Origin of the sequence: Methanolobus tindarius DSM 2278, assembly GCF_000504205.1 — an archaeon.
GTDB classification, from domain to species: Archaea; Halobacteriota; Methanosarcinia; order Methanosarcinales; family Methanosarcinaceae; genus Methanolobus; species Methanolobus tindarius.
In genome coordinates, this window is sequence record NZ_AZAJ01000001.1 from 1392877 (window position 1) to 1416589 (window position 23713).

General features: G+C 36.9%; 24 protein-coding genes. 22 read left to right on the forward strand and 2 right to left on the reverse strand.

Annotation, left to right across the window (positions count from 1 at the left end):
- Positions 1-35: 35 nt before the first annotated feature.
- Positions 36-1931: an ATP-binding protein gene (locus tag METTI_RS06825; RefSeq protein WP_023845088.1), complete on the reverse strand. Its 1896-nt coding sequence runs from the start codon at positions 1929-1931 to the stop codon at positions 36-38.
- A 249-nt stretch (positions 1932-2180) separates the two neighbouring features.
- Here METTI_RS06825 and METTI_RS06830 point away from each other — a divergent pair, with 249 nt between their 5' ends.
- The 6 genes from METTI_RS06830 to METTI_RS06855 all read left to right on the forward strand — a co-directional run bounded on the left by METTI_RS06830 (position 2181) and on the right by METTI_RS06855 (position 8030).
- Positions 2181-3161 carry a transcriptional regulator gene (locus METTI_RS06830; RefSeq protein WP_023845089.1) on the forward strand — a complete coding sequence of 327 codons (981 nt, stop codon included), beginning with the start codon at positions 2181-2183 and terminating at the stop codon, positions 3159-3161.
- Between the two features lie 102 nt (positions 3162-3263).
- A complete protein-coding gene (gene purN, locus METTI_RS06835) occupies positions 3264-3872 on the forward strand; it encodes a phosphoribosylglycinamide formyltransferase (protein ID WP_023845090.1) in 609 nt (202 codons plus the stop codon).
- 76 nt (positions 3873-3948) lie between these two features.
- The gene (gene glyA, locus METTI_RS06840; protein ID WP_023845091.1) at positions 3949-5184 is read left to right on the forward strand and encodes a serine hydroxymethyltransferase; all 1236 of its coding nucleotides are present in this window, start codon (positions 3949-3951) and stop codon (positions 5182-5184) included.
- Between the two features lie 45 nt (positions 5185-5229).
- Positions 5230-6090: a bifunctional methylenetetrahydrofolate dehydrogenase/methenyltetrahydrofolate cyclohydrolase gene (locus METTI_RS06845; RefSeq protein ID WP_023845092.1), complete on the forward strand. Its 861-nt coding sequence runs from the start codon at positions 5230-5232 to the stop codon at positions 6088-6090.
- An 87-nt stretch (positions 6091-6177) separates the two neighbouring features.
- Complete coding sequence (gene folP, locus METTI_RS06850) at positions 6178-7413, forward strand: dihydropteroate synthase (RefSeq protein ID WP_023845093.1); 1236 nt, start codon at positions 6178-6180, stop codon at positions 7411-7413.
- A complete protein-coding gene (locus METTI_RS06855) occupies positions 7410-8030 on the forward strand; it encodes a methylenetetrahydrofolate reductase C-terminal domain-containing protein (RefSeq protein WP_023845094.1) in 621 nt (206 codons plus the stop codon). Before folP ends, METTI_RS06855 begins: the two co-directional genes overlap by 4 nt.
- Here METTI_RS06855 and METTI_RS06860 read toward each other — a convergent pair.
- Positions 8022-8768: a winged helix-turn-helix transcriptional regulator gene (locus METTI_RS06860; protein WP_023845095.1), complete on the reverse strand. Its 747-nt coding sequence runs from the start codon at positions 8766-8768 to the stop codon at positions 8022-8024. The two genes, METTI_RS06855 and METTI_RS06860, sit on opposite strands and share 9 nt — an antisense overlap.
- 467 nt (positions 8769-9235) lie before the next feature.
- Between METTI_RS06860 and METTI_RS06865 the strand changes: the two genes are divergently transcribed.
- The 16 genes from METTI_RS06865 to METTI_RS06940 all read left to right on the forward strand — a co-directional run bounded on the left by METTI_RS06865 (position 9236) and on the right by METTI_RS06940 (position 23686).
- Positions 9236-9649 (forward strand): hypothetical protein, encoded by a 414-nt coding sequence (locus METTI_RS06865; protein ID WP_023845096.1) that lies wholly within the window; start codon positions 9236-9238, stop codon positions 9647-9649.
- Between the two features lie 86 nt (positions 9650-9735).
- Entirely contained in the window at positions 9736-11343 is a 1608-nt protein-coding gene (locus METTI_RS06870; protein ID WP_023845097.1) for a TolB family protein, read from the forward strand.
- Between the two features lie 10 nt (positions 11344-11353).
- Positions 11354-12253, forward strand: a complete 900-nt coding sequence (locus METTI_RS06875) for an ABC transporter permease (protein WP_023845098.1) — start codon at positions 11354-11356, stop codon at positions 12251-12253.
- Positions 12254-12257: 4 nt separating this feature from the next.
- Positions 12258-13121, forward strand: coding sequence for an ABC transporter permease (locus tag METTI_RS06880; RefSeq protein WP_023845099.1), 864 nt, complete (start codon positions 12258-12260; stop codon positions 13119-13121).
- Between the two features lie 27 nt (positions 13122-13148).
- Complete coding sequence (locus tag METTI_RS06885; RefSeq protein ID WP_245596090.1) at positions 13149-14330, forward strand: COG1470 family protein; 1182 nt, start codon at positions 13149-13151, stop codon at positions 14328-14330.
- A gap of 2 nt (positions 14331-14332) precedes the next feature.
- On the forward strand, positions 14333-15328 hold the full coding sequence (locus METTI_RS06890; protein ID WP_023845101.1) for an ABC transporter ATP-binding protein: 996 nt from the start codon (positions 14333-14335) through the stop codon (positions 15326-15328).
- Positions 15329-16248: 920 nt separating this feature from the next.
- Positions 16249-17622 carry a M12 family metallo-peptidase gene (locus tag METTI_RS06900; RefSeq protein WP_023845102.1) on the forward strand — a complete coding sequence of 458 codons (1374 nt, stop codon included), beginning with the start codon at positions 16249-16251 and terminating at the stop codon, positions 17620-17622.
- Between the two features lie 99 nt (positions 17623-17721).
- Positions 17722-18114, forward strand: a complete 393-nt coding sequence (locus tag METTI_RS15100) for a hypothetical protein (RefSeq protein WP_023845103.1) — start codon at positions 17722-17724, stop codon at positions 18112-18114.
- Between the two features lie 63 nt (positions 18115-18177).
- On the forward strand, positions 18178-19362 hold the full coding sequence (locus METTI_RS06910) for a YcdB/YcdC domain-containing protein (RefSeq protein WP_023845104.1): 1185 nt from the start codon (positions 18178-18180) through the stop codon (positions 19360-19362).
- Between the two features lie 207 nt (positions 19363-19569).
- Positions 19570-19938, forward strand: coding sequence for a hypothetical protein (locus tag METTI_RS06915; RefSeq protein ID WP_023845105.1), 369 nt, complete (start codon positions 19570-19572; stop codon positions 19936-19938).
- A 4-nt stretch (positions 19939-19942) separates the two neighbouring features.
- A complete protein-coding gene (locus METTI_RS06920; RefSeq protein WP_023845106.1) occupies positions 19943-20692 on the forward strand; it encodes an ABC transporter permease in 750 nt (249 codons plus the stop codon).
- Positions 20689-21624 carry an ABC transporter ATP-binding protein gene (locus tag METTI_RS06925; protein ID WP_023845107.1) on the forward strand — a complete coding sequence of 312 codons (936 nt, stop codon included), beginning with the start codon at positions 20689-20691 and terminating at the stop codon, positions 21622-21624. The genes METTI_RS06920 and METTI_RS06925 overlap by 4 nt, the downstream gene beginning before the upstream one ends.
- Before the next feature lie 132 nt (positions 21625-21756).
- Complete coding sequence (locus tag METTI_RS16180) at positions 21757-21888, forward strand: hypothetical protein (RefSeq protein ID WP_281170037.1); 132 nt, start codon at positions 21757-21759, stop codon at positions 21886-21888.
- Entirely contained in the window at positions 21885-22502 is a 618-nt protein-coding gene (locus tag METTI_RS06930; RefSeq protein ID WP_023845109.1) for a hypothetical protein, read from the forward strand. Before METTI_RS16180 ends, METTI_RS06930 begins: the two co-directional genes overlap by 4 nt.
- On the forward strand, positions 22489-23082 hold the full coding sequence (locus METTI_RS06935; protein ID WP_023845110.1) for a hypothetical protein: 594 nt from the start codon (positions 22489-22491) through the stop codon (positions 23080-23082). The genes METTI_RS06930 and METTI_RS06935 overlap by 14 nt, the downstream gene beginning before the upstream one ends.
- On the forward strand, positions 23075-23686 hold the full coding sequence (locus METTI_RS06940; RefSeq protein ID WP_023845111.1) for a hypothetical protein: 612 nt from the start codon (positions 23075-23077) through the stop codon (positions 23684-23686). Before METTI_RS06935 ends, METTI_RS06940 begins: the two co-directional genes overlap by 8 nt.
- Positions 23687-23713 lie beyond the last annotated feature (27 nt).

Genomic DNA, 23713 nt, shown 5'->3' on the forward strand with positions numbered 1-23713 from the left:
TAAATGATTCCTTAGGGATGAAAATTACCTGACTGTTATTCTTCTATTATCGGCAAAAGGACATGTATTTCAGTACCTTTACCAACTTCGCTGACTGCACGGATAGAGCCCCCATGAGCCTCAACCACGCTTTTACAAAGATACAGGCCAAGACCATTTCCACCGTAACGGCGTGTAAGGGAACCATCTACCTGATAGAAGCGTTTGAAAATATTAGGCATTTCTTCCTGAGATATTCCTATACCCGTATCCCTGACAATGATTCTAATATTTTTGTCCTCGTGAGAAGCCACAACTGTAATCAAACCATCAGATGGAGTGAATTTTAAGGCATTTTCAAGTATGTGTGAAAAGACCTGTTCCAGATAGGTAGTATTACCACATATGAAAGGCAGAGGAAATGAGTATTCCTTTTTCATTTCAGGGAGCTCTTTGTCTTTAAAGACAAGCAACTCATCTATCACATTGTCAAGTACATTAACAATATTTATGGAATCAAGGTGATATTGTATATTTCCGGAACGGATATTCTGCATATATAATAGAGAATCAATTAGTTTATGCAACCTTTCAGCATTTTGAAGAATTACACCTATGCCTTTTTTCTGATCCTCATCCAGTGAACCCAAGTGTCCCTCAAAAAGTAGTTCACTATATCCTTTAATTGGAATCAGTGGTGTTTTGAGCTCGTGGGTTATATTTGCCATGAACTCGTCTTTCATACGGTCTAAGGATTCCAGTTCTTTATTGTTCTCAGCAACTTCCTTTGAATAGGATTTTATCTTTTCCTCATTCTCCCTTCTTTGTATTATCTTCCACGTACCTTCCATGAGAAGTGTTATCTGCCTGATATCAGAACTGTCATAGTTTCCATTCTTATTACCCACACCTGCTATCATGACAATATTACCGGAATCAGATATTGGTATACAAAGATAATTACGGATATTTACATGACCTGCAGGAGAACCTTTTTTGATAGGAGAATCATCAGGATAATTATTTGAGATAATAGGTTTACGCTGCTTTACGATCATCCCCCACAGATTATCTTCTGATATATTGCAATCCATATTTACCGTTTTAATCTCATAACCCGATTTTGTAATTTCAGACCATGAATACATGGCAAAAGTTGATTCAGCTTCATTAACAAAGCCAATATAGCCTACACTGCTTTCAGTAAGATTTATCGCTTTTTCAAGGGAAAAATCAAGGATTTCTTCTGTTGTAGAATCAGAGTATTGATTTAGTTCAAGCAGAGCTTCAAGTCGGGATTCATCCAGAAGCAGTGCTTTTTCAGCAATTATTCTGTCAGTAACATCTTCGCCTGATATGGTTACACCAGCAAATTTCCCATCCTCGATAAAAGAAACAGCATTCCAAAGAACAGTTTTTTTGGATCCATCTGCACATAGAATAGGAACTTCGAGATCTGTGACAGAATCCAACTCTTCTGAGAGGAATTGATTCCAGTAAGAACGCATTTCTGATCTGTAGTCTTCAGGAAGAAGTAAAGAAAACCATTTGCTACCGCAAATCTGGCATTCATCATAGCCGGTGATTTCAAGGATTTTCTTATTGACACATGAAACATTCCCCTCTGTATCTAAAAAAAGTATAATCATAGGCAGGATATCCATTATCTTATGGGATTTTATCTTCTCATTCTCAATTACATTATTCATTTCCTGCATCCTGTGAACAAATAGTGAAACAATTATTCCAAACAACAGGATTATGAAAAACATTGAAAGGCGCATGTATATTTCATGAGTTGAAAGACCGAAAATCAAGCTATCCGGAAACGATCTTTGAGAGAAGAAAATGTAGTCCAGTAATGCATCTGTTAACCAGGAAAATATTCCAAAGATGAAGGAGAATACGATAATATTTCTGGTACCCAGAAAATATCTATCAAGTACAGACATCAAAAATACTCCTCAAATGAAATTTATATTTCGCCAATCTCTGGTTCCATATTTATACTCAACAAGCAATGCACCAACTATCGTAAAAAAACAAGATGTTATTGTATATACAACATTATTTCCGCACATCAGATAAATAATTTACTCATAAAATATTATTATTTGTTATTCATAAGGATAAGGAGTCTGTATTTAAAGAGGATTTGCAAGATAATTATATATAGATGTGCAAACAATGCCTATTTACTTATGACAAAAGACATCCTCATACATCAGATTATTGATGTATTACAGCAAGCCGGCTTTATGGTCTCAAAGCGATGTAACATTCGTCCACGTAGCTTTGACCTTGCAGCCAGAAAAGGGGATGTTCTCATCTTTTACAAGGTACTGTATAATATAGATGGCCTGAATGAGGAAACTGCAAGGGAAATGAAAAGCCTTGCACGCTATCTTGGAGGAACTGCTGTTCTTATAGGTGCTAAGACCAGAGATCAGATGCTGGAAGACAGCGTGGTTTACATGCGATATGACATTCCCGCTGTGAATGTCCAGACCCTCTATGACTATTTTGTAGAGGATGTACCACCTCTTGTATCCGCAGCTCCCGGTGGACTCTATGTATCTATTGATGGGGATGTGCTGAAAGAAGCACGCAAGAGAACTGCAATGTCACTTGGAGCGCTTGCTACTGAACTTGGAGTGTCAAGGAGAACCATTAGCAAGTACGAAGAAGGAGGCATGGATGCGTCAATAGATATTGTACTTCAACTTGAGGAGTTGCTGGATGTTGCACTTGCAAAATCCATAGACATACTCCAGTGTTTTGAAAAGCGAGCCAGTTTGGAGAAACCACAGCAGGAAAAGACCAGTGAAGCGCAACCGGATGATGGTATACTTGGAATGCTTAATGCTCTGGGATACCAGGTAATGTCCACAAGCCAGGCACCATTTAAGGCGATATCTAAGGATACATCTGACACATTGCTTACAGGCGTAAGCACATACAGCAGCGCAATGATTAAGCGTGCAGATCTGATGAGCAGCATTTCCTGTGTTACAATGACAAAGTCGGTTTTTATAATAAACGGACAGATAAAATCCGAGACTGTGGAAAACACCGTGCTTATCGAAAAAACTGAACTGGATAAGCTATCTGGTACTGAGGAGCTTGCTGAGCTTATTGATGAAAGGACAAAGAAGCATAATATCAATATTGATATTTCCTGATATCATTAAAGGTACTGAAAACTTACAGAGATTCCCTGAATATTTCGACTTTTTTGGCAAATCCAAAACCCTAATATACAGAAATCCCTTTTAGAACTAACAATGACTACCAACATTGCAGTACTTGTTTCAGGAAGAGGATCGAACTTACAGTCCATTATAGATAATATCGAAAGCGGATACATTGGGAATGCAAAGATATCCGTTGTTATAAGCGATGTTGGTGACGCGTATGCACTTGAGCGTGCACGCAATCATGGAATTACTGATGTGTTTGTCGACCCTTCGGATTATTCAGGTAAACAGGAATACGAAAAAGAGATAATGGAAGTCCTGAAAGACAATGATGTCGATTTGATACTCCTTGCAGGATACATGCGTCTTGTTGGTAAAGACCTGATAGCAGCATACCGTAACAGTATAATAAACATACATCCTGCACTGCTCCCTTCTTTCAAAGGACTTCATGCACAACAACAGGCTTTTGAATATGGCGTGAAGGTAAGTGGCTGTACAGTTCACTTTGTTGATGAAGGAATGGATACCGGACCTATAATTATACAGAAATGCGTGCCTGTACTTGACACAGATACTGCAGATGACCTTGCAGCCCGCATACTTGAACAGGAACACAAGATTTTTCCGGAAGCTGTGAAACTCTTTGTTGAGGGTAAACTTAAAGTGGAAGGTCGAATTGTAGTACACACATAAATAAACTCATATTAACCAAATACGACCCTGGTAAGCCAGGATTTCAAAAACATATACAATCTTTAACGTGGTAACAATGTCTTACATCTCAGAAATTGACCCGGATATTGCAGAAGCCTTAAGGCTTGAAGCAAACCGTCAGGATTACAAGCTGAACCTGATAGCATCAGAAAACTATGCAAGCCGTGCTGTAATGGAAGCACAGGGCTCTGTCATGACAAACAAATACGCAGAAGGATACTCTGGAAAGCGCTACTATGGCGGTTGCGAATTTGTAGATATTGCAGAAGACCTTGCTATTGAGAGAGCAAAGGAGATCTTTGGTGCTGAACACATAAATGTGCAGCCACACTCAGGTTCCGGTTCTAATATGGCATGTTATTTCTCAGTCCTCAAACCAGGGGACACCATCATGTCAATGGACCTCACACACGGTGGTCACCTTTCACACGGAAGCCCTGTAAACTTTGCAGGACAGCTCTATAATATAGTACCATACGGTGTTGACAAGGAGACAGAAGCCCTTGACTACGATGCACTTATGGCAATGGCAAAGGAACACAAGCCACAAATGATTGTCTGCGGTGCTTCAGCATACTCTAAGACACTCGACTTCAAGGCATTCAAAGACATCGCTGATGAAGTGGGAGCATACCTCCTTGCAGATATCGCACACATTGCAGGTCTTGTAGCTGCTGGTGCACACCCAAGTCCTGTAGAATACGCTGATTTTGTCACAACCACAACCCACAAGACCCTCAGAGGTCCAAGAGGTGGAATGGTAATGTGCAAGGAAGAGTACGCAAAGGACCTGAACAGGTCCGTTTTCCCTGGAATTCAGGGAGGACCTCTCATGCACATAATTGCTGCTAAGGCTGTTGCATTCAAGGAAGCACTTGGAGAGCAGTTCAAAGCAGACCAGTTCCAGACAGTAAAGAACGCAGATGCCCTTGCAAAGGAACTTCAGGCAAGAGAATTTGACATAGTATCCGGTGGAACTGACAATCACGTAATGCTCCTTAACCTTAACAAGTTCGACATCACAGGAAAAGAAGCTGAAGCTGGAATGAGCAAGGCAGGAATTGTCCTTAACAAGAACACAATCCCATTTGAGACCAGAAGCCCATTCATTACAAGCGGAATAAGAATCGGTACACCTGCAGCAACAACAAGAGGAATGAAAGAAGACCAGATGAAGGAAATCGCAGAATACATTGCAGAGGTCGTTAACAACCTTGACAATGATTCAGTCCTCCACGGTGTCAATTCCGATGTTGAGCAGATGTGCAGCGGATTCCCTGTTTACAAGTAAATTAAAAACGCAGGCTGTATAGAAACTACATCAGGTGTTTGCATAATGGCAGAAGAGAACTACGATTCCAGGAAGATAGACGGCAGAAGCCTGTCAAAGAAAGTGGAAGAGCAGGTAAAACAGGGAGTTGACAAGCTAAAAGCAGAGAAGGGAGTTATTCCCGGACTTGCAACCATACTTGTTGGCGAAGACCCTGCATCCAAGATGTATGTCCGCCTTAAACACAAGGCATGTGAAAGAGTTGGCATACATGCAGAGGATCATAATATGCCTGAGTCCACCACACAGGAAGAACTTATGCTGCGTATTCAGGAATTGAATGCCAGGAAGGACATACATGGAATTCTCCTGCAGTTACCTCTTCCAGAACACCTTGATGATAAATCTGCAATGCTTGCAATTGACCCTGCAAAGGATGCAGATGGATTCCACCCATACAACATGGGTAAGCTCCTCATCGGTGATGAAGGGCTAGTACCATGTACTCCAAAAGGTGTTATCAGAGCACTTGAAGAATATAACGTGGAAATTCAGGGAAAACATGCAGTCATCGTTGGACACAGTAATGTTGTTGGAAAACCAATGGCTGCAATGTTAATCAACAGGAATGCAACGGTTTCTGTATGCCATGTTTTCACCGACGATCTGACCAAGTTCACACTTGATGCAGATATCCTTGTGGTCGGAACCGGTGTTATGCACCTCATTAAAGCTGATATGGTGAAGGAAGGTGCAGTGATCTTCGATGTAGGAATCACCGAGAAAGAAGGCAAGGTTTACGGGGATGTTGATTTCGATAATGTCGTGAAGAAGGCTTCACTGATAACCCCTGTTCCAGGAGGCGTTGGTCCTATGACCATTGCAATTCTCATGGAACACGTGCTTATGTCAGCTTCAAACTGCTGATAAGCACACTTATATTTTATTAATTGAATACTATTTTGGCAAAACTTTTTGCCCATTTACCTTTGATTAAAACTACCAGGTTGAATAATGGTTGTTGATGTAGACATATGCGGCTTGAAAGTTGGTGACGAGCATCCTGTAAGACTTATGGGTATCATCAATCTGAGCAAGGAATCCTTTTACAAGGGTTCTGTTGTTAGTAACGATTCTCTTCTTGATGTTGCACAAAAGATGATTGATGACGGTGCGACTATACTTGATATTGGTGCCCGTTCAACATGGCCACTTGCAAATCCGGTTATCAGTAAGGAAGAAGAACTTAATCGCATGACACCTGCACTGGAAATGCTGAATGACAATGTGGATGCCCTCATTTCTGTAGATACTGTTTATGCCAGCGTTGCTAAAGAATCCCTGAAACATGGTGCGGATATAATCAATGACGTTTCCGGATTTACGACAAATCCTGGAATGGTGGATGTTGTTGCCGAATACGACTGTCCTGCTGTTGTTATGGCATCTGAAAAGGTTCCTGGTGACCCAATTGGAATGGATGCAATCATGCAATCTCTTGCTGACATCATCAGCAGAGCAGATGCAAAGGGTATCGACACCAGCAAGTTCATCCTTGACCCGGCAGTAGGTAAATGGATACCTGAAAAAGACCCGATTTTTGATTTTGAGACCATAGATCAGTTCGAAAGTCTCAGGGTTTTTGGCAGACCACTGCTTGCAGCAGTATCACGAAAATCCTGCATCGATGCTGTGCTTCACAAACCGGCAAATGAAAGGCTGTATGGAAGCCTTGCTGCAACTGCAATTGTTATTCACAAAGGTGCCCACATTGTAAGAACCCATGATGTCGCTGAAACAAAGGATGTAGTTGAAGTAGCGGCTGCAATGAGAAAAAGACAGCCGATTGTTAAAGAAGGAGATTTTGAGGTCACTATTTCAGATATAACGCACCCTGATGATGCTGAATATCTCATGAAAAGCATGAAGGTTACAGGTTCCGGTGCAAAGGTCATGAAGAACAAGACTGTGAGCAAGGTTGTTCGTGTGAATAACATTACAACCACAGAAGCACTGATAATCAAGCAGGAGATCCTTGCAAGAGGTGGCGATGCTGCCCTTGAACGTGATGCTGTGTCACACGAAACCGACAAGACTGATGTACTCATAATAGGTACCATATTACAATTTGAGAAACTGGTCCATAAGCTCTCATTCCAGGCACGCAACCTTCCGCTTATTGCAGAGATGATTGCGGAAGTGCTTGAAAATGATATGGATGTTGAGCATGGTTACCTGAGGGAACTATGATAATCTCATCTGCAAAGCCCTTTGAAGAAATACTTGAAATGCTGAAAGACGAGGATGACATATTCGTTATTGGCTGTAATGCATGTGCTGCAAAGATACATGTTGGCGGCGAACCTGAAGTTCTTGAAATGTGCCAGCGTCTTGAAGATGCAGGAAAACATGTTATTGGCTGGGTTATCCCCAGTGCAGCCTGTAGTGTGGCTTCATATGATTCACTCGTTGAAAAAAACCCTGCAATAAAGGAGGCAAAGACTATTCTTGTAATGGCCTGCGGAAGTGGAGTTTCTATTGTAGCCGGTGTTGTGGATATGCCGGTTTATCCTTCAAATGACACTGTATCCCTTGGAGGAAGAACTCAGGGAGAGGTTGTTCCTGAACTCTGTGCCATGTGTGGCGAATGTAAGATCTATTACTTTGGCAGCGTTTGCCCGAAGAGTTTATGCCCCAAACATTTACTGAACGGTCCTTGTGGAGGTTCAGTAAACAAAAAATGCGAAGTCGATCCTGAAAAGGACTGTGCATGGGAACTTATCTGCAACAGGCTTGAAAAAATAGGAAGACTTGACCTGCTTGACATCACATGGGATGCCGAAGAAGGCACTAAAGATTCAGTCTGATATAACTGCAAATTTATTATTGTTGTCCTGAATTGCCGATAAATTACTTGCAGGATAATATTTCCTAAACCTTCCATCTTTTTCATCACGTATCATATTTTCATCTTTCAACCTGGTTATGTGCCAGTGAATAGTGCTCTTGTCAACCCCGATTTTTTCAGATAATTCCTTACCAGTCACACCTGGTTCATCACATATTGTTTCCAGGACACACTTTCTGGTATCACCTTGCATATTAGAACCTGCAGCTTGCAGATCGTTCTCATTGGAATTCCCTTTGCTGAAGTAATTAATAAATCGCCCCTGCTTTAGAGCAATAAGTAGATTTGAAAGCTGAAGCTTATCAGCATGATACCTGAAGGTTCCTCTTTTCATCTTCAGTTCTGAAAGAACATCACTCTCTGAGCACCCAGGATTTTCTGATACATATGAAAGTATCTTTTCCCTGTTCTTTTCACCTTTTGTACATGCTACTTTTCCAAGAAGCAACGGGATGAATTTACCTATTGAAACTATGATGAACCAGATGGTACAACCTATCCATATGAATTTGAAATATAAGGGAAGATCCCAGAAAGTCAGAATTCCATCTGAACCTGTATTATGGATATTCTCCGGAGGAATGTCTTCTGGAGGTTCAAAGGTGACATAAACTTCGGCACTTGCAACATAACAATTGCAGATAATCAAAATCAAAAAAATTATTATTTTCAAGGTGTCGTGTAACTTTAATTTCAAGTAATGGACCCCACCATCACATCATTTGTAGATACGTACTACGTTTAAACAAACTTCAGCTTGAAGATAACAAATATGTGATATATAGATTATGGCCAATCATTCCAACTAATTTCAAAATACTATTTTACCATACATAACCCACTATTTGATACAGAGAAGAAAAAAGTAGAAAACGCCACATACAGGCAGGATTATTAATCAATCCTTTAACATAAATATTACAAATATAAATATAATTCATATTTTTGCATACTCAGTTTAAACGATGGCCACAATAGTTAAGTATTTCAAAAAATAATTTTACGATGTCACATTGGAATAATGTGGAGTGGGGTCCAAACTAAACTTGCAGAGTCGGCTTGAACCCCGAAACGCCCTAAGGCAAGGTTATGGTTGGTTTTGATAGTGTTTAAGGTTTGCGTAATCTTGCCTCAGGAGTAATTTGAAACGAGGTAAGAAAGAAAATGAAAACTAGCATAATTGCAAAGATAGGAATTTCGATGTTAGTAATGTTGATAGCCGTTGGAACAGCATCTGCATCAGGAGGGGGATCGTATGCGACCGCAGAAGAAATAGAGGTTGCAGACGGAGATTTTGAAATGATTCGAGGTACTTACAGTGCAGATGACTGGTATGTTTTTGAGGAAGTTGGCAATGGTGATACAATTTATGTTGACATACAAGAATCATTTACAGATGCAGGTGGTTTCTTGGACTTGCATGACGACGGTCAGGGAGATATAGAGATACATCTGCCTAATTCTAATGATGACCAAGAAACAAGTGTTACATCAGACCCACTGCCTCGTATTTATGTTGAAGCAGGAACACAGTTTTCTTATAAATACTTGGTTGCAAGGAATAGTCCGCTATTCTAAGAATAAAATTTGGATGGAAGGATTAAAATGCAGAATCTTTCCTACTTTTTTTATAATGGTGAATTGACTTTTAGATAGAGGATCGAATGAATAAGCTCGTAATTTCAACATTGATATTAATTACATTATGTAGCATGTCCCAATCTACTGCTGCAAATGAGGAATTGGAAATAAACATCACTGCCATTGCTGATTTAAATCAAACAATCGGAAAAGATGTTATGAGTTTAGTAGATTCTAATGGTCTTATTATTGACAATGCCCCATTGTTTACCACATTATGGAGTCTTGATGAAAAGCATATGTTGATTTACGTATATATGAGTGCACATCAAAAAAGCAAGGGAGCCTTTAGGGGTAGCGGTATTTATGCGCTCTACATAACAAACGTCAATTGTTCTGAAATTACACGAGTTAATTGGAAAGAATACACGTCTGCTGATGGGAGCACAATATCATCTCCTGAATGGAGTTTCTCTGGTGATTATTTTTCATATTTGGAAATAACAAATACAGCAAAAGTGAGTTCAACACAAAGTTCTTCTACACTTTATGTTATGTCAAAAAATCTAGACATTATTCGAAAAATAAACTGTGATCCAGAGAAAATTAAAAAATGGAAAAACAAATGGTCTCCTAAAGAAGATAAAATAAGTTTTATTGAACAGAGTACTAATCTAAGTATTTATGATGTTAATGATAATTGTAGCCTTCGTTTTGATTTACATGATGATTACACATACTTAGACGACGGAGCATGGTCCCCTGATGGAAGCAAGATTAGCTTTACAAAAGATCAAAACGAAATTATTATATTAGATATTGAAAAAAAAGGACTTAATACAATTTATTCGGCCAGTACTGCTGGCATGGTAAATGGTAAACAATGGAGTCCTGATAGTAAAAAATTATTTTTTTATGCCATAACAGGGTCCGAAAAAGAAGGTACGCTCTTGTATGACATATACGTGATGGAAGAATATACTAAGTGTCCATTAAAAGTTATATCTTATAAATCCCCTTCATCAGCAATATTTCAATGGTATCCAGATAGTGAAAATTTGTTATTAATGCATCATAATCCGGACTCGAATTCATATGAATTAGATTCGTTATCAGATAGTGGAAGCACAAAAGAACTATTTACATGCAATCAGCATCTTTATGCAAGTATTGGACCCAATGATTATATTCTGGCCACCAATTCGAATCCAACTCTTAATCGAATTGAAAACCACTTCCATGCATACGACTTATTTTTGTTTAATGATTCAAAAGAATTTTGTTTTGAAAATATCACATATTACACATGGAAAGATGACAATTTACTATTTGTTTCAGAAGGTAAAATGAAGATTTTTGAACCGGATAGTGAACAGATATTGGAAACACCTATAGTGACAAAAGAATTTGAGACCATTCGCTTATCTCCAAGCGGGGATTTCATTTTTTTGGGCAGTACAATTATGGGATTTCAAAAACAAGAAGATCATACAGATTACAATATGAATATTAGCTCGACCCCAGAAGTTATAATAAAAAATCCAGAAAATGAACCAGACCCAACAAAAACAACTGCTGAAAAAAAAAGCACAGGCTTCAGTCGCAATACTTGTTTTTTAATTATAGGCATTACAATCATATTTTCATGGATTATAATCAAGCTTACTTTTAATAAATATATAAAAAGATAGGGAGATCAGAATGAATACAATGCAAAGTGTGTTTGTGATTTCAGAAAAAGAATTTGCAGATAATATATGGAGTCCTAAATTATTGGCATTGATAGTTATAATTACATCCTCAATATTCTCCAGAACTTACCTTTCCGGAATAACACAAAATTCTGATTTATTGGGAGGGTTTCTTGATGTTGCAAAAATAATATCTCTTTTTCTTCCACTCGTAGGAGTTGTCCTTGGGTTTGATGCAATAAGCAAGGAGAAGGATAGTGGAGCTCTTAATGTACTTTTAACACATCCTGTGTACAGGGATACAATTGTAGCAGGAAAAACACTAGGTGCAATGGGTACATTGGCGCTTATTGTTTTTATATCAACTATCACTGTAATTGGAGCAAGATTGATTTCTTCAGGATTAGAATTAAATTCATTAGCCATTAGTAGACTTCTTATTTTTTCAATTCTTACATACTTTTATTTATCCATATTCATTTCCTTTGCGATGTTCAGTTCAATAATAACAAATAATTCTACAAATGCACTAATTTACAATATAGCAACATGGCTAATACTGTGTATTGCTTTTGGAATGATTGCGGCAACAGCTGCTTCTTTTGTAACAGATGAAAAACCTCTGGACTTGAGTGACAATAATAATTTTTTGATTATGAATGCAAATTTGCAACAATTATCTCCTTCTCACCATTATTTAATGGCTGTATCCGGTAACCCCAGTCCTGGGTGGTCAGGAGTTTCAAGTGGTAGACCAGAGGTAGATGGTATATTTGATACAAAACACACCCTTCATCAGTGGTGGAACGAACTTGGAGTGAATGTTATAATATTGATAATTAGCCCTGTTTTTTTGACAATAATAACATATATAGTATTTTTGCGTAAGGATTTGAGTAATGTGGGGTAATTAAATGAACAACAAAAACATATTCGTGATTGCTAAAAAGGAAGCTAATGACTACCTTCATGACAGTGGTTTCTTAATAATACTTTCAATATGTACAGTGATAATATTCGCTTCTACATACATCCCAGCCTCCATGACAACCGCAACAACAGTTTTGAGCAGTATAAATGTTAAAATGATATCACAGTTTATTCCATTAATTGGTATAGCTCTTGGTTTTAATACAGTAGTAAAGGAAAGAATATCAGGATCATTGAACGTCTTGCTGACCCATCCAGTGTATAGGGACAACATCATTACAGGAAAAATAGTTGGAACAATCCTGGTGTTAGCTGTCATAATCGTATTTTCAGTTTTAGTATCTACTGGTGCAGTAATCATTTTTTATGGGAGGGCAGTTGAATATATGGAATTGGAACGCATATTTATATTAACTATATTTACATTTCTTTATGCTTGTATATATTTATTTATATCTGTTTTTATTTCAATCAATGTTAAAACATCTTCAGAAGCTTTAATATACAACATAATAATCTGGCTTGCAACTTGCGTATTATTTGGTTCACTGCTTAAAACTACTGTTTTTATACTGACTGAGCAGACATCGGTTGATAGTGTACTGATAATGCAACTTTTGAATCTGTCACCAATACACCATTATGCCCAAGCAATTGGTGGCTCTGCAGACTATGGTTTTGGAGGAGTTAATGCAAAAGCTGCCATTTATGGATTTTTTGATACCCGGTATACACTCACTCAAATATTCAACGAATTCTGGGTAAATATTGTAATACTAATAATAACTCCAATAATCCTTCTTGTTGCAACTTTCATTACATTTCTGCGGAAAGATATTACACTTTAAAAGGATAACATGATTTCTATAAAACATATGACTATTGGGGTTACTTTTTGTCTTATATTAGCATCTTCATATGCAAGTGCAGACTGGTCATCAGTATGCGTAAAAAACCAAATCACTGGGAAAGTGGTCTACCCCGGAGATATTGTTGAGTTTCCTATAACCATAGAGAAAGGGTACAATGGCACTGATGATTCGTGGTGCACCATGCTAGTAAAAAGTAAGCCTGAGGGGTGGACTGCTGGATTTTATGAAGATAATGACCAGATAACTAACATCTTCTTTCCTGAGGATGAAAGTGACCCTGTAGATGTTGTTTTGAAGGTGAAAACACCTCAAAACGTATCAGATGGAATTTATTCCATATGGGTAGATATCAAACCAGATGATGGCGATATCATTTCTAGAGAATTTGCGATTACTGTAGATACCAAAGCTGAACCTAACATTGAGATATACTCAAGTACTCCTGGAATAGAAACACGATCAAATGATCCGGTAAAATATCTCCTTACCTTGGAAAACAAGTATGATCATAGGATAACAGTTAATCTGGATACTATTGGTAAATCGGAAAATTTGAGCGTTGAATTCCTGCAGGAGATCGATGATGAAGAATTCAGACTTAAAACGCTGTCATTAGCTGCAAACTCTCAGTATGATATTCTTATGGGAGTGAAGCCATCTATAAATCTAACAGATGGAACATATTCATTCAAGGTCCAAGCGGTACCGGAAAATGGAGGAAATGGCGTTTCACTGAATTTGAATCTGATAATCAATAACAATTTAGAAACTGAGGAAATGCTGACTATATCGCAAAGTACATCCAGTCTAGTTCTCAATCCTGGTTCTTCGAAAGAGATCTATGTTACTTTAAGGAATAATGGTGATGAGACACTTACAAATATTGATCTAAAAGTACAGGATGTTACAGGAATTACCGCTGAAGTAAGAAGCTTTGGTACAATTGATGAACTTGAACCAGGAGAGTCGTGGGATACTTCAATAGAGATTACCGCGCGTGCGGACGCAAGTCCTGGTACTAAAGACCTTCTAATGAGGGCTGTTAGCGATGACACTCAAAGCCAAGACGGAAGAGTAGAGATAATAGTGGAAAAGTCAGACAGTGGAGGATTTATTGGGATAGGGATGGTCGTGGTTTCTATACTTTTGTTAATAGTAATTGTACGTAAGTTTGGAAGGCGATAAACATGGAAATAATTAGTAGAGAACAGGAACAAAGCCAAATTATGGAAAGAACCAAGGAATTAGCTATAGAAACCATCAATCTAAGTAAATCATTCGGAAAAGAGAAGAAAATACACGCCGTAGATAATCTGAATCTGAAAGTAAAAAAAGGTGAAGTTTTTGGTTTTGTCGGACCAAACGGGGCAGGTAAGACAACAACTATGAAAATGCTTATAGGCTTACTGGAACCTACATCTGGAAGTGGAAAAGTGGCAAAATACGACATATTGCATGAAATAATCAACATCAGAGAAGAAACAGGAGTCTTACCTGAACCTGCTGGATTTTATGATTACCTAACTGCAAGACAAAATTTACGCTTTTATGCAAAGCTATATGATATAGATTCTAATGAAAGAGAGAAAAGAATCGAGAACTTACTTGAAACAGTTGGCCTGTCGCGTGCAATCGACCAAAAGATAGGAGGTTTTTCCACGGGAATGCGAAAGCGTTTTGGGCTTGCTCAAGCCCTAATCAATGAGCCAACAGTACTTTTCCTTGATGAACCTACAAGTGGGATCGATCCTCTTGGTGCTCAAATGATGAGGAATCTAATAAAAAATCTAAATAAAAGTAAAAGTGTGACAGTATTTTTGAGTTCACACTCAATGGAAGAAGTTGAAGAAATCTGTGACAGAATTGCAATTATTGCTAAAGGTAAATTGCTGGCAGTTGGCTCAGTTGAAGATTTGAGAAGTGTGGTAAGGGAAAAGGAAGGAGTACATTATCTACTTGAAGTTCAGGATATCATACCTTCAGAAGCTGTAGAAATTGTAAAGGATGTAGACGGTGTAGAAGAGGTTGAGATACAATATCCTACACTGAAAGTGCATTCTAATTTTAAAAATGGAGCTGAAATTGCAAAAGCATTAGCGAAGACAGGAGGCACTATATCTTTATTAGAAGAACAGGAATTAACTCTGCAAAAATTGTTCCTCAAGATTATTGAAGAAGCATGATCTAATGAGGTAAGATATATTGATAGTTGTTCCTAAAGAGTTTGTGTTAAAAGATTTGCTAAAATTTCGGCTTTGTAGAATTTCTGTTAATCTGAGTGACACAAACATTGCTCTTTTTCTTTCCACAAAAACAGTCTGTGAACTAAATCAGATAAATGATAAATAATCCGATTCTGTTCTTTTCATCTTTATTGCGTGATGCTTTTCCCATTAACAGCGTATGAATTTATCGATTGAAATCATGATAAAACAGATAGTACAACTCACCCATATAAATTCGAGTTTAAGAGGAGATCTCAAACAGTAAGTATTCCATCTGAACTTTTATTATGCACTTTTCTGGAAGGAACATCTCTTTCCAGCTTAAAGAATCGCATGAGTTTCAGAACTTACAATAAAGCAAAGGTATATAATCAAAAAATAATACATACTATTTTCAAAGAGTTTCTTAACCTGAATAACAATCTATGGAATTCTTTCCATCACATAATTTACAAATACATTATAATAAACTTCTTTTTGAAGCAGGTAAATATGCGATATATAGATTATGGTCAATCATTCCAACTAATTTTTAAATACTACGTCACGAAACACACCCTATTATTTTACACAGAGATTCAAAGTGAGAAACGTAATCTATGGGCCTAATTATGAAATAAACAAATTAGGCATGTATTAAATATCTACTCATAAATTATATTTTCTACATACTCCGTTTTAACGATGGCCACAATTGTTAAATAAAATAGCAAGTAATTTTGCAATGTCACATAGTAATAATGTGGAGTGGGGTCCAAACTAAACTTGCAGAGTCGGCTTGTACCCCGGAACGCCCTAAGGCAAGGTTCTGGTTGACTTTGGTAATGCTCAAAATTTGCGTGATCTTGCCTTTTGGGACTAAACAAAAGGTGAAATCAATGAGAAATAAACAAACTATAGCTATTTGCTTTGTAATAGCAATCATTTGTTCGATGGCTGCAAGTGCTGAAGCAGTAGAAGCGTCAAATGATAATTTACAGGCATCTGTAGAATCTGATACACTGAATGAACACTTTGAAAAAATTAGTATTGATAAAAGTGATAGACTTAATTTACGCAGCTTTGATTCAATAAAGAAATATGATTTTGTAACCGTTGATCCTATAGCTTTTCAAAAGGATGCGAATTCAGGTGAAATTACGATAGAGATAGCAGGGGAAGATTTCAAATTAGAGTTAGAACCTGCTATATATATTAATGAAGGAGATACACTCGCCATTCATAATGAAACCGGCCTATATGAAATTGAAATGCCAGAAATATATACCTACAATGGAAAAGTTGTCGGCTATCCTGAAAGCAAGACTCGTTTTACCGTGTCGGACACAGGACTTGTTGGTAGGGTGGAAATCGGTGACATAAAATACATAATTGAACGAGCAGGGTATATCGAAAGAGATGGAAAAAAAACAGCAGTTAATGTTGTGTACAGTAATGTAGATATATCCCCTAGTGGAACTCTTCCTAGTTCAGATGACCTAGTTTATGATAGTACTGAGACAAGTGATACTTTTACAAGTGGTGAATTATCCACGCAAGCTATTGCAAGTAGCATGATATCTACACAAAGTACTAAATCAGCTACTACTGTAGATTTATTAGCAATATATGATGGAGAGTTTAGAGATATCTTTGGAAACTATGATGACTGTTGCAATGAAATATATGACATGATGGAGACTGTGAATGAAGTATATTCTTCATCTGATATTGGTGTTAACTTGGATATTACACACGTGGTTCGCGATACAGGGTTGGATGAGACAAATGGGACTGCCCTATTAAACGAATTCAGGGACAGGGATGATTTTGTAAAAGAATATTACAACTGTGACATAGCTTTCTTATACACTGGAAAAGAAATTGACGATAATGTAATAGGAAAAGCGTATAAATATGATACTACACCTAATAAAGCATATGCATTAGCACAAATGACACCTGGTAACTCAACATATACTGCAGATTTAGATGATAGATCTATGGTAGTAGCACATGAAATCGGTCATGTATTCAACGCACATCATGAAGACTATAATGAAACTCCTATTTATGCGAAGGCCACCCAATGGACCTACTTGCAGGTATGGGATAGATATTCTATTATGTACAGTCAATTCCAAGGAATTGGTTATTTAGGAGGGATGCAATTCGAATTTTCCACCAATACATCTACTGGCAATGGTGATGCAGACCACGATAATGCAAGATCAATACGTGAGGTAAAAAACATAGTAGCAGCATTTGAGTAGGAGCATTAGCGAATTGAGATAAGAATAGATGATAGATGTGGCTCGATAACAGAGGAAGTAACTTTACTTCCTCTTTAATTTCAGCTATGGGGATCAAACATGATATCAAGTAATAAAAAACTTATAATCGGATTAATTTTGCTGATTATGGCGGGAACAATCGTTTATGCTATTTACTCCGACCATGAATACGTAATAGAAAATCATGTCAGTTTTTCTTTGCATAACGACGACGAAATCAAACATGAGGTCTTAGTCGAAATCTTTGATTCAACCAACACGTCCGTATTCAAAGAAACATATATAGTGGCTCCTGGTGATGAAATATATCCTGCTCGACTCAAAAAGGAAGAGGGTGCATATAGAATAGAAGTAACTTTGGATGATAATACTAATAATACATATATTGGAGAGCTTTATTCAGAGTATCATGATTACATACACATTACAGGCGTTTCTGATCAGCCTTTTATGGTTGAAACTGCAGAATAATAATAATAATAATAATAGATCAGAGACGATATTTTATTATTTGCTTATTCAAGAGACTGAAGAGTGATATTCAATATAAATCATGTTAATCATAAACACATTCTCATAGCAGTTTTAATACTAGTTGCACTAACAATAATAGGATCAATAGCTTCAGAACACGAATGGACTAGTATTACTAAAGAAGAACATTCAAGCCATTCAAATTATCTAAATCCTGATACAACACAAGTAAATATAACTTTAGAAGAAGCAAAAGACATACTGACATCCACAGATTCAGATATAGATAGTGATTCTGTAGATGGAGAACTAATTAACGAAAGCGAATTTGGAATAATATGGCAATTGACATCTAAAACTATCTATAATGAAAGTATTGTAGCATCAATTGATCCTTATGATGGAACTCTGTTATGCACAGTCACTACAAAAGGAGACAGAGTTGATTCCAAATATCTTGACCCTAACACAACTGAAGTAACTGTAAGTTTGGAAGAAGCTAAAAATATATTACTAGCTGAAAATCCAGACCTTGAAGTTGATTCTATCAATGGACAACTTCTTAATGATGACGATTTTGGAATAATATGGCAACTTACATCAAAAACCAGCAATGATAGGAGCGTTCTTGCTGGAATAGATGCTGATGATGGAAATTTAGTCTTTATCTATGATGGTTCAAAAGAGACATTTTCTGATGGTAAAGTGAGTGAAGAAGAAGCTCTGGAAATATCAGAAGAATATATGGAAACAAAGCTTACGGATGAGCAGTTGAATAAAATAAGATTTGAATTTATTAATTATCGGGAGAATGCAGATGACCTTCCGGGATTCTACCACATAAAATACATCAGGATAATTAACGGTGTTCCTCTCATATCGGATGGAGCGACAATAAGCGTAAATTCAGAAACTGGAGAAGTTTCAAGCTACAGGGAACACTGGGAAACATTGAACGAAAATAATTATACAGTAGATAATGAATCAATTCTAACTGAAGAAGAAGCTGCCGAATACTTAAAAGAATTCATAGAAGAGCAAGCATACGAGGGTAAGGTTTCGAATAGTATAGAAGTAATATCATCTAAACTTATCTGGAAATATACTGAAACTGATGAAATTCGTCTGGCATGGTGGATGAAGTTTACTGACCCAAACCTTGGACTTGGTGAAAGTCTTCCAGGACTTGTTATTATTGATGCAAATACTGGTGAAGTTCTCATAGCAGACTTTACTATCGGCTGATATAAAGTCATCAACCTTCTATTTTCTTTTTCAAACTGGCTTATTACTGGTGTTTTTTGCGTTAAAAATTGAACTATGGTATTTTTAGTTTGAGCTCTGGCCATAATAGCTAAATAAAAATGATAAGAGTACATACTAATAAAAAATACACATAGGCCATATAAGATTGTAAAGTTATATCGACTCAAAAAAGAAAACGGGAAATCAATGAACAACAAACACCTATTTCTAATAGTGATATTCACAGGACTTACGTTTCTTGGAATAGCCAACGCCTTGAATAAAAGCGTAATTAGCTTAGGAATCTTAATTGCCATCATAACAGGAATAGTGCTGGGCATAAAAATGGATAGAGACGCTCAAAAATACACTTTTTTAGCAGTGTCCACATATAGCATAATTGCATGGGTCTTGATGTTATTATTAACTAAAGACGGAAAAATTGTATTAGAATCAGGTATCGCAGCCACATCACTTTTAAGTGGGTTTGCAATTATGAATTTTTTATTCAATGCAATAGTTGGATCATTTGCAGCATTTGTCGCATGCAACATCAGTGACAATAAAACGGACTGATAACATGAATATATCAAAAATAAGAATTGTTGCCCAGGACGAGATATTAAGAGGGGTAAAAAGCAGGCATGTATGGTTTTTCAGCAGTGCCTTAGCATTCATTTGTATTCTGGCAATGCACTACAGCACATCTTTAGCATTCCTGTTTTCAGATCAGGGTAAAATTCCGTTCACATATATTTCTTTCATGATAATACTGATTATCGGACCTTTTTTCATACTTGTTACAGCATTTGACAGCATAAGCAACGAAGTTGAGAATGGAACGATCAGATATATAATTTCAAAAATTGACAGGGCATCTTTTGTGCTTGGCAAGTTTTGTTTTTTATTCCTGATATTTGCACTCCTTACTTTAGTTGTTGCAATTGTAGGACAGGTAGATAATTTCATATCAGGCAATGCCTTTGACCTGGAAAAAATGATATTATTCTGGCTATTTTCAAGTCTGTATCTGGGCTGTTTTATCAGTTTGTTTTCCTTCGTTTCAATTCTGTCAGGAAATAACAAAATAGCATTTACAATGTCCGCGGTACTACTGGGAATCACTATATACTTCTTCATGCAGGGTGGCATCGAGTATTTGAAGTATTTAACTCCGCCATATTATGCTTTTGCTGTTTCAGAAACTATGAGAAATACCTCCGGAGAAAGTGACTATTTCAATATAATCAAGAACCTCTTTTCAATGCTGGTCTTTATAATTGCCACTTTATCCATTGATGTATTAGCGTTTAAAAGGAGAGATTTATGATGGCAACAGCAATCTCCATAAAAAACCTGCACAAAAAATATGGTCCAAGATACGTACTGGATGATCTGTCATTTGATGTGGAAAAAGGAAGTATATACGGTTTTCTTGGACAAAATGGTGCCGGAAAAACAACTACTATCAAGATACTATCTGGACTCTCAATTTCAAACGAAGGTCAGATAATTATTGATAACATGGATTCGTCCCTGGAAGCTGAGAAAATCAAAAATATATTAGGTCTGGTTCCACAAGATTCTGAATTTTATGATGAACGCACTGCCCTTAGCCACATGAATTATTTTGCCAGACTGAAAGGTCTTAGCAAAGATGAAGGACAGGAACAATCAATGTTTTTACTGGAACGTGTTGGTCTTGCAAATGAAATGACAAAAAAAGTTGGCTCTTTTTCCCATGGAATGAAAAAGCGGCTAAGCATTGCACAAGCTCTTTTAAATGACCCTAAAATACTCATTCTCGATGAACCTACAAACGGTCTTGATCCTGTTGGAGTGCGACAGGTCAAACAGATAATCCGTGAGTGCAATGATATTGGCATTACAATCTTAGTTTCATCCCACAACCTTCTGGAAATTCAGGAGATATGCACCCATGTAGGGATTTTGAAAAATGGCAAGCTTATCACTGAAGGAACAATTGGAGATATCCGGCGGCTTGAGTCAAATGGAGTAATTACAGTTGGAATTTACAACATGTCACCTGAAATAGTATCTTTAGTAGAAAACATGGAATATGTTGTAAAAACCGAATTAAAAGAGAAGAATATTCTGGAGATATATGTTAACTCTAAAACAGATGTTAAACCCGAAATTAACAAGTTAATTGTGAACAACGGCGGAGAGGTATTCAAACTTATCGAGAACTCTCTTTCACTGGAAGATGCATACCTTAGTGCAACCGGAATGAAAGAATAAAGAGATTTCTGATAAAACTGTATTTTTTAGATTTTATACCCCACAGTTTGAATCTTTGGCCATAACAACTAAATAAATTAATGTGTTTTTTAGTAATAACCCCCACAAATAGAGAAAGTCCGTGGGAACCCAATGTACCAACCGCAAGGTCACACAATACCATCCGATCAAAACTCACGTACATGTGGCCTTGCTCCCCAACTTTCTGATGGTACAAATTCTATCAAAATCAGATTCTACTCTGAGAAGAGATTGCTGAAATGAATACAGACACCCATTTTAAACAAAAGATGCAAGTGGATATTACTTTTGACAAAAGCATGTTGAAAGTTCTTGTTCCCATGATAGTAGGAACTTTAATACTCTATGCTCTGTGTCTGCAATCACCTGAATGCAAGGTTTTGATCTATGCAATCTGGTACATCGGATTCATCATTCTTTTTGTCAAAGAACGGACACGGGTTGAGATAAATCCCCACATGATAATAATTCATAGACCTCTTTTCAGTCCGCTTGTGATTAACAAGAAAGAGATAAAAGATGTACAGATAAAGAAAAATAGAAACTACGCATATCGTTTATCAATGGTAGTCATATTACTTTTACTTACAGCTTATCTTACTTTCAAAGCCGTACAAGATATTCATTATGAAATAGCAGGAGTTACGTTCATGGAAGGAATAAATATATTCCTTTATGAGTTCTGGATTGTATTCCTATCAGCAGTAGTTATTATAAATCTACTAAAAAGACTTCCATATACTAATTTGCTGAGAGTGGACACTGATAAATCAAAGTTCATATTCTACTCAAAGGAACCTGATGAACTTAAACGGATAATTGAAACACAGGAAACTGCATGTCATGACTTCGGTTAATTTCAAAGAGAAAATGAGTGTGGATAAAATAGGCGATTTGAGATTGCCTATTATTCTAACGTTTCCGGTGGCACTTTTACTCCTAATAATGGTACTGGGTCTGGATACTCTTACCATTGATATTATTTATTTCTCAATATGGTATCTATGCCTTGCAATAATTATGTTGCAGGATATCACTACTGTCGAAATCGAAAACAACAACATTATTGTTCACAGATTTGTTTTGAGTCCGACTACAATAAACATGAATGATGTAAAAACAATAAAAGGTAGAAACAATATATCTCGAAAATACCACATTTTATTCACATTAATTATGCTGGTTTTGATAGCAAGTACATCATATTTTGTATACAGGAACATGCAAAGAATGTTCACTGGAAACATATCGTCAGAAAAACGGATATTATCACTCCTTTCCAGTTCAATGCTCATAATATTTTATTTAATCATTTATTTCAATGCAGAAAAGAGAATCAGATACCCTGCATTTTTAGAAGTGCTAACCAATAAAGACAAATTCAGGTTTCACACGCACAAGCCCATAGAATTCAGAGATTTGATACTAAATGAATAAAATAAATGATGAAATCAAAATGAAAGTCCCGTTGCATATTCCTGATTATGAATCCATACCAGTGATAATTGCCACGTTTTTTGTATTCGTACCCTTAACTTTGATTGACCATTTATACCGGAGTATCTGGACTTACCTTAGTGTTGTTTTAATAATATCGATAACCTTAGCAGTCATTCACCTTCGGTCATGTTATGAAATCATAATCAACAACAATGAACTAATTGTGAAAAAGGTATTGTTCAAAGATCTAAAAATCCCTGTGGAAAAAATAGTAGAGATTTCTGATTTCAACAACACTTTAAACAAATACCGAAAACCGTTCTTTTTAATTCTAGGACTTATTGTGTTGAGTGTTACGGTTATGGAAGTGAGTGATGGTTTTGAATCAATCGGAAAATACGGGTTTTACGAAGCCACAAATATCTCTCTCGTATTCTTTATTCCCATAATGATGGTCATCATTTTTTACAACTCATATCGAATGACCCATTATTCTAAAGCAATCAAAGTAAAGACTGACCCCGGATTTATTGACCTTTATCCTGAAAACGAAGAGAAATACTTACTCCTGAAAGAAAAACTCGATTCGCTCCTGCGATGATTTTAAAACCCTGACAAACATATAATT

Excerpts from the sequence above, each read along its gene's own strand:
- METTI_RS06825 (WP_023845088.1), bottom strand. The coding sequence starts at position 1,931 with ATGTCTGTACTTGATAGATATTTTCTGGGTACCAGAAATATTATCGTA.
- METTI_RS06830 (WP_023845089.1), top strand. The coding sequence starts at position 2,181 with ATGACAAAAGACATCCTCATACATCAGATTATTGATGTATTACAGCAA.
- purN (WP_023845090.1), top strand. The coding sequence starts at position 3,264 with ATGACTACCAACATTGCAGTACTTGTTTCAGGAAGAGGATCGAACTTA.
- glyA (WP_023845091.1), top strand. The coding sequence starts at position 3,949 with ATGTCTTACATCTCAGAAATTGACCCGGATATTGCAGAAGCCTTAAGG.
- METTI_RS06845 (WP_023845092.1), top strand. The coding sequence starts at position 5,230 with ATGGCAGAAGAGAACTACGATTCCAGGAAGATAGACGGCAGAAGCCTG.
- folP (WP_023845093.1), top strand. The coding sequence starts at position 6,178 with ATGGTTGTTGATGTAGACATATGCGGCTTGAAAGTTGGTGACGAGCAT.
- METTI_RS06855 (WP_023845094.1), top strand. The coding sequence starts at position 7,410 with ATGATAATCTCATCTGCAAAGCCCTTTGAAGAAATACTTGAAATGCTG.
- METTI_RS06865 (WP_023845096.1), top strand. The coding sequence starts at position 9,236 with ATGAAAACTAGCATAATTGCAAAGATAGGAATTTCGATGTTAGTAATG.
- METTI_RS06870 (WP_023845097.1), top strand. The coding sequence starts at position 9,736 with ATGAATAAGCTCGTAATTTCAACATTGATATTAATTACATTATGTAGC.
- METTI_RS06875 (WP_023845098.1), top strand. The coding sequence starts at position 11,354 with ATGAATACAATGCAAAGTGTGTTTGTGATTTCAGAAAAAGAATTTGCA.
- METTI_RS06880 (WP_023845099.1), top strand. The coding sequence starts at position 12,258 with ATGAACAACAAAAACATATTCGTGATTGCTAAAAAGGAAGCTAATGAC.
- METTI_RS06885 (WP_245596090.1), top strand. The coding sequence starts at position 13,149 with ATGACTATTGGGGTTACTTTTTGTCTTATATTAGCATCTTCATATGCA.
- METTI_RS06890 (WP_023845101.1), top strand. The coding sequence starts at position 14,333 with ATGGAAATAATTAGTAGAGAACAGGAACAAAGCCAAATTATGGAAAGA.
- METTI_RS06900 (WP_023845102.1), top strand. The coding sequence starts at position 16,249 with ATGAGAAATAAACAAACTATAGCTATTTGCTTTGTAATAGCAATCATT.
- METTI_RS15100 (WP_023845103.1), top strand. The coding sequence starts at position 17,722 with ATGATATCAAGTAATAAAAAACTTATAATCGGATTAATTTTGCTGATT.
- METTI_RS06915 (WP_023845105.1), top strand. The coding sequence starts at position 19,570 with ATGAACAACAAACACCTATTTCTAATAGTGATATTCACAGGACTTACG.
- METTI_RS06920 (WP_023845106.1), top strand. The coding sequence starts at position 19,943 with ATGAATATATCAAAAATAAGAATTGTTGCCCAGGACGAGATATTAAGA.
- METTI_RS06925 (WP_023845107.1), top strand. The coding sequence starts at position 20,689 with ATGATGGCAACAGCAATCTCCATAAAAAACCTGCACAAAAAATATGGT.
- METTI_RS16180 (WP_281170037.1), top strand. The coding sequence starts at position 21,757 with ATGTACCAACCGCAAGGTCACACAATACCATCCGATCAAAACTCACGT.
- METTI_RS06930 (WP_023845109.1), top strand. The coding sequence starts at position 21,885 with ATGAATACAGACACCCATTTTAAACAAAAGATGCAAGTGGATATTACT.
- METTI_RS06935 (WP_023845110.1), top strand. The coding sequence starts at position 22,489 with ATGACTTCGGTTAATTTCAAAGAGAAAATGAGTGTGGATAAAATAGGC.
- METTI_RS06940 (WP_023845111.1), top strand. The coding sequence starts at position 23,075 with ATGAATAAAATAAATGATGAAATCAAAATGAAAGTCCCGTTGCATATT.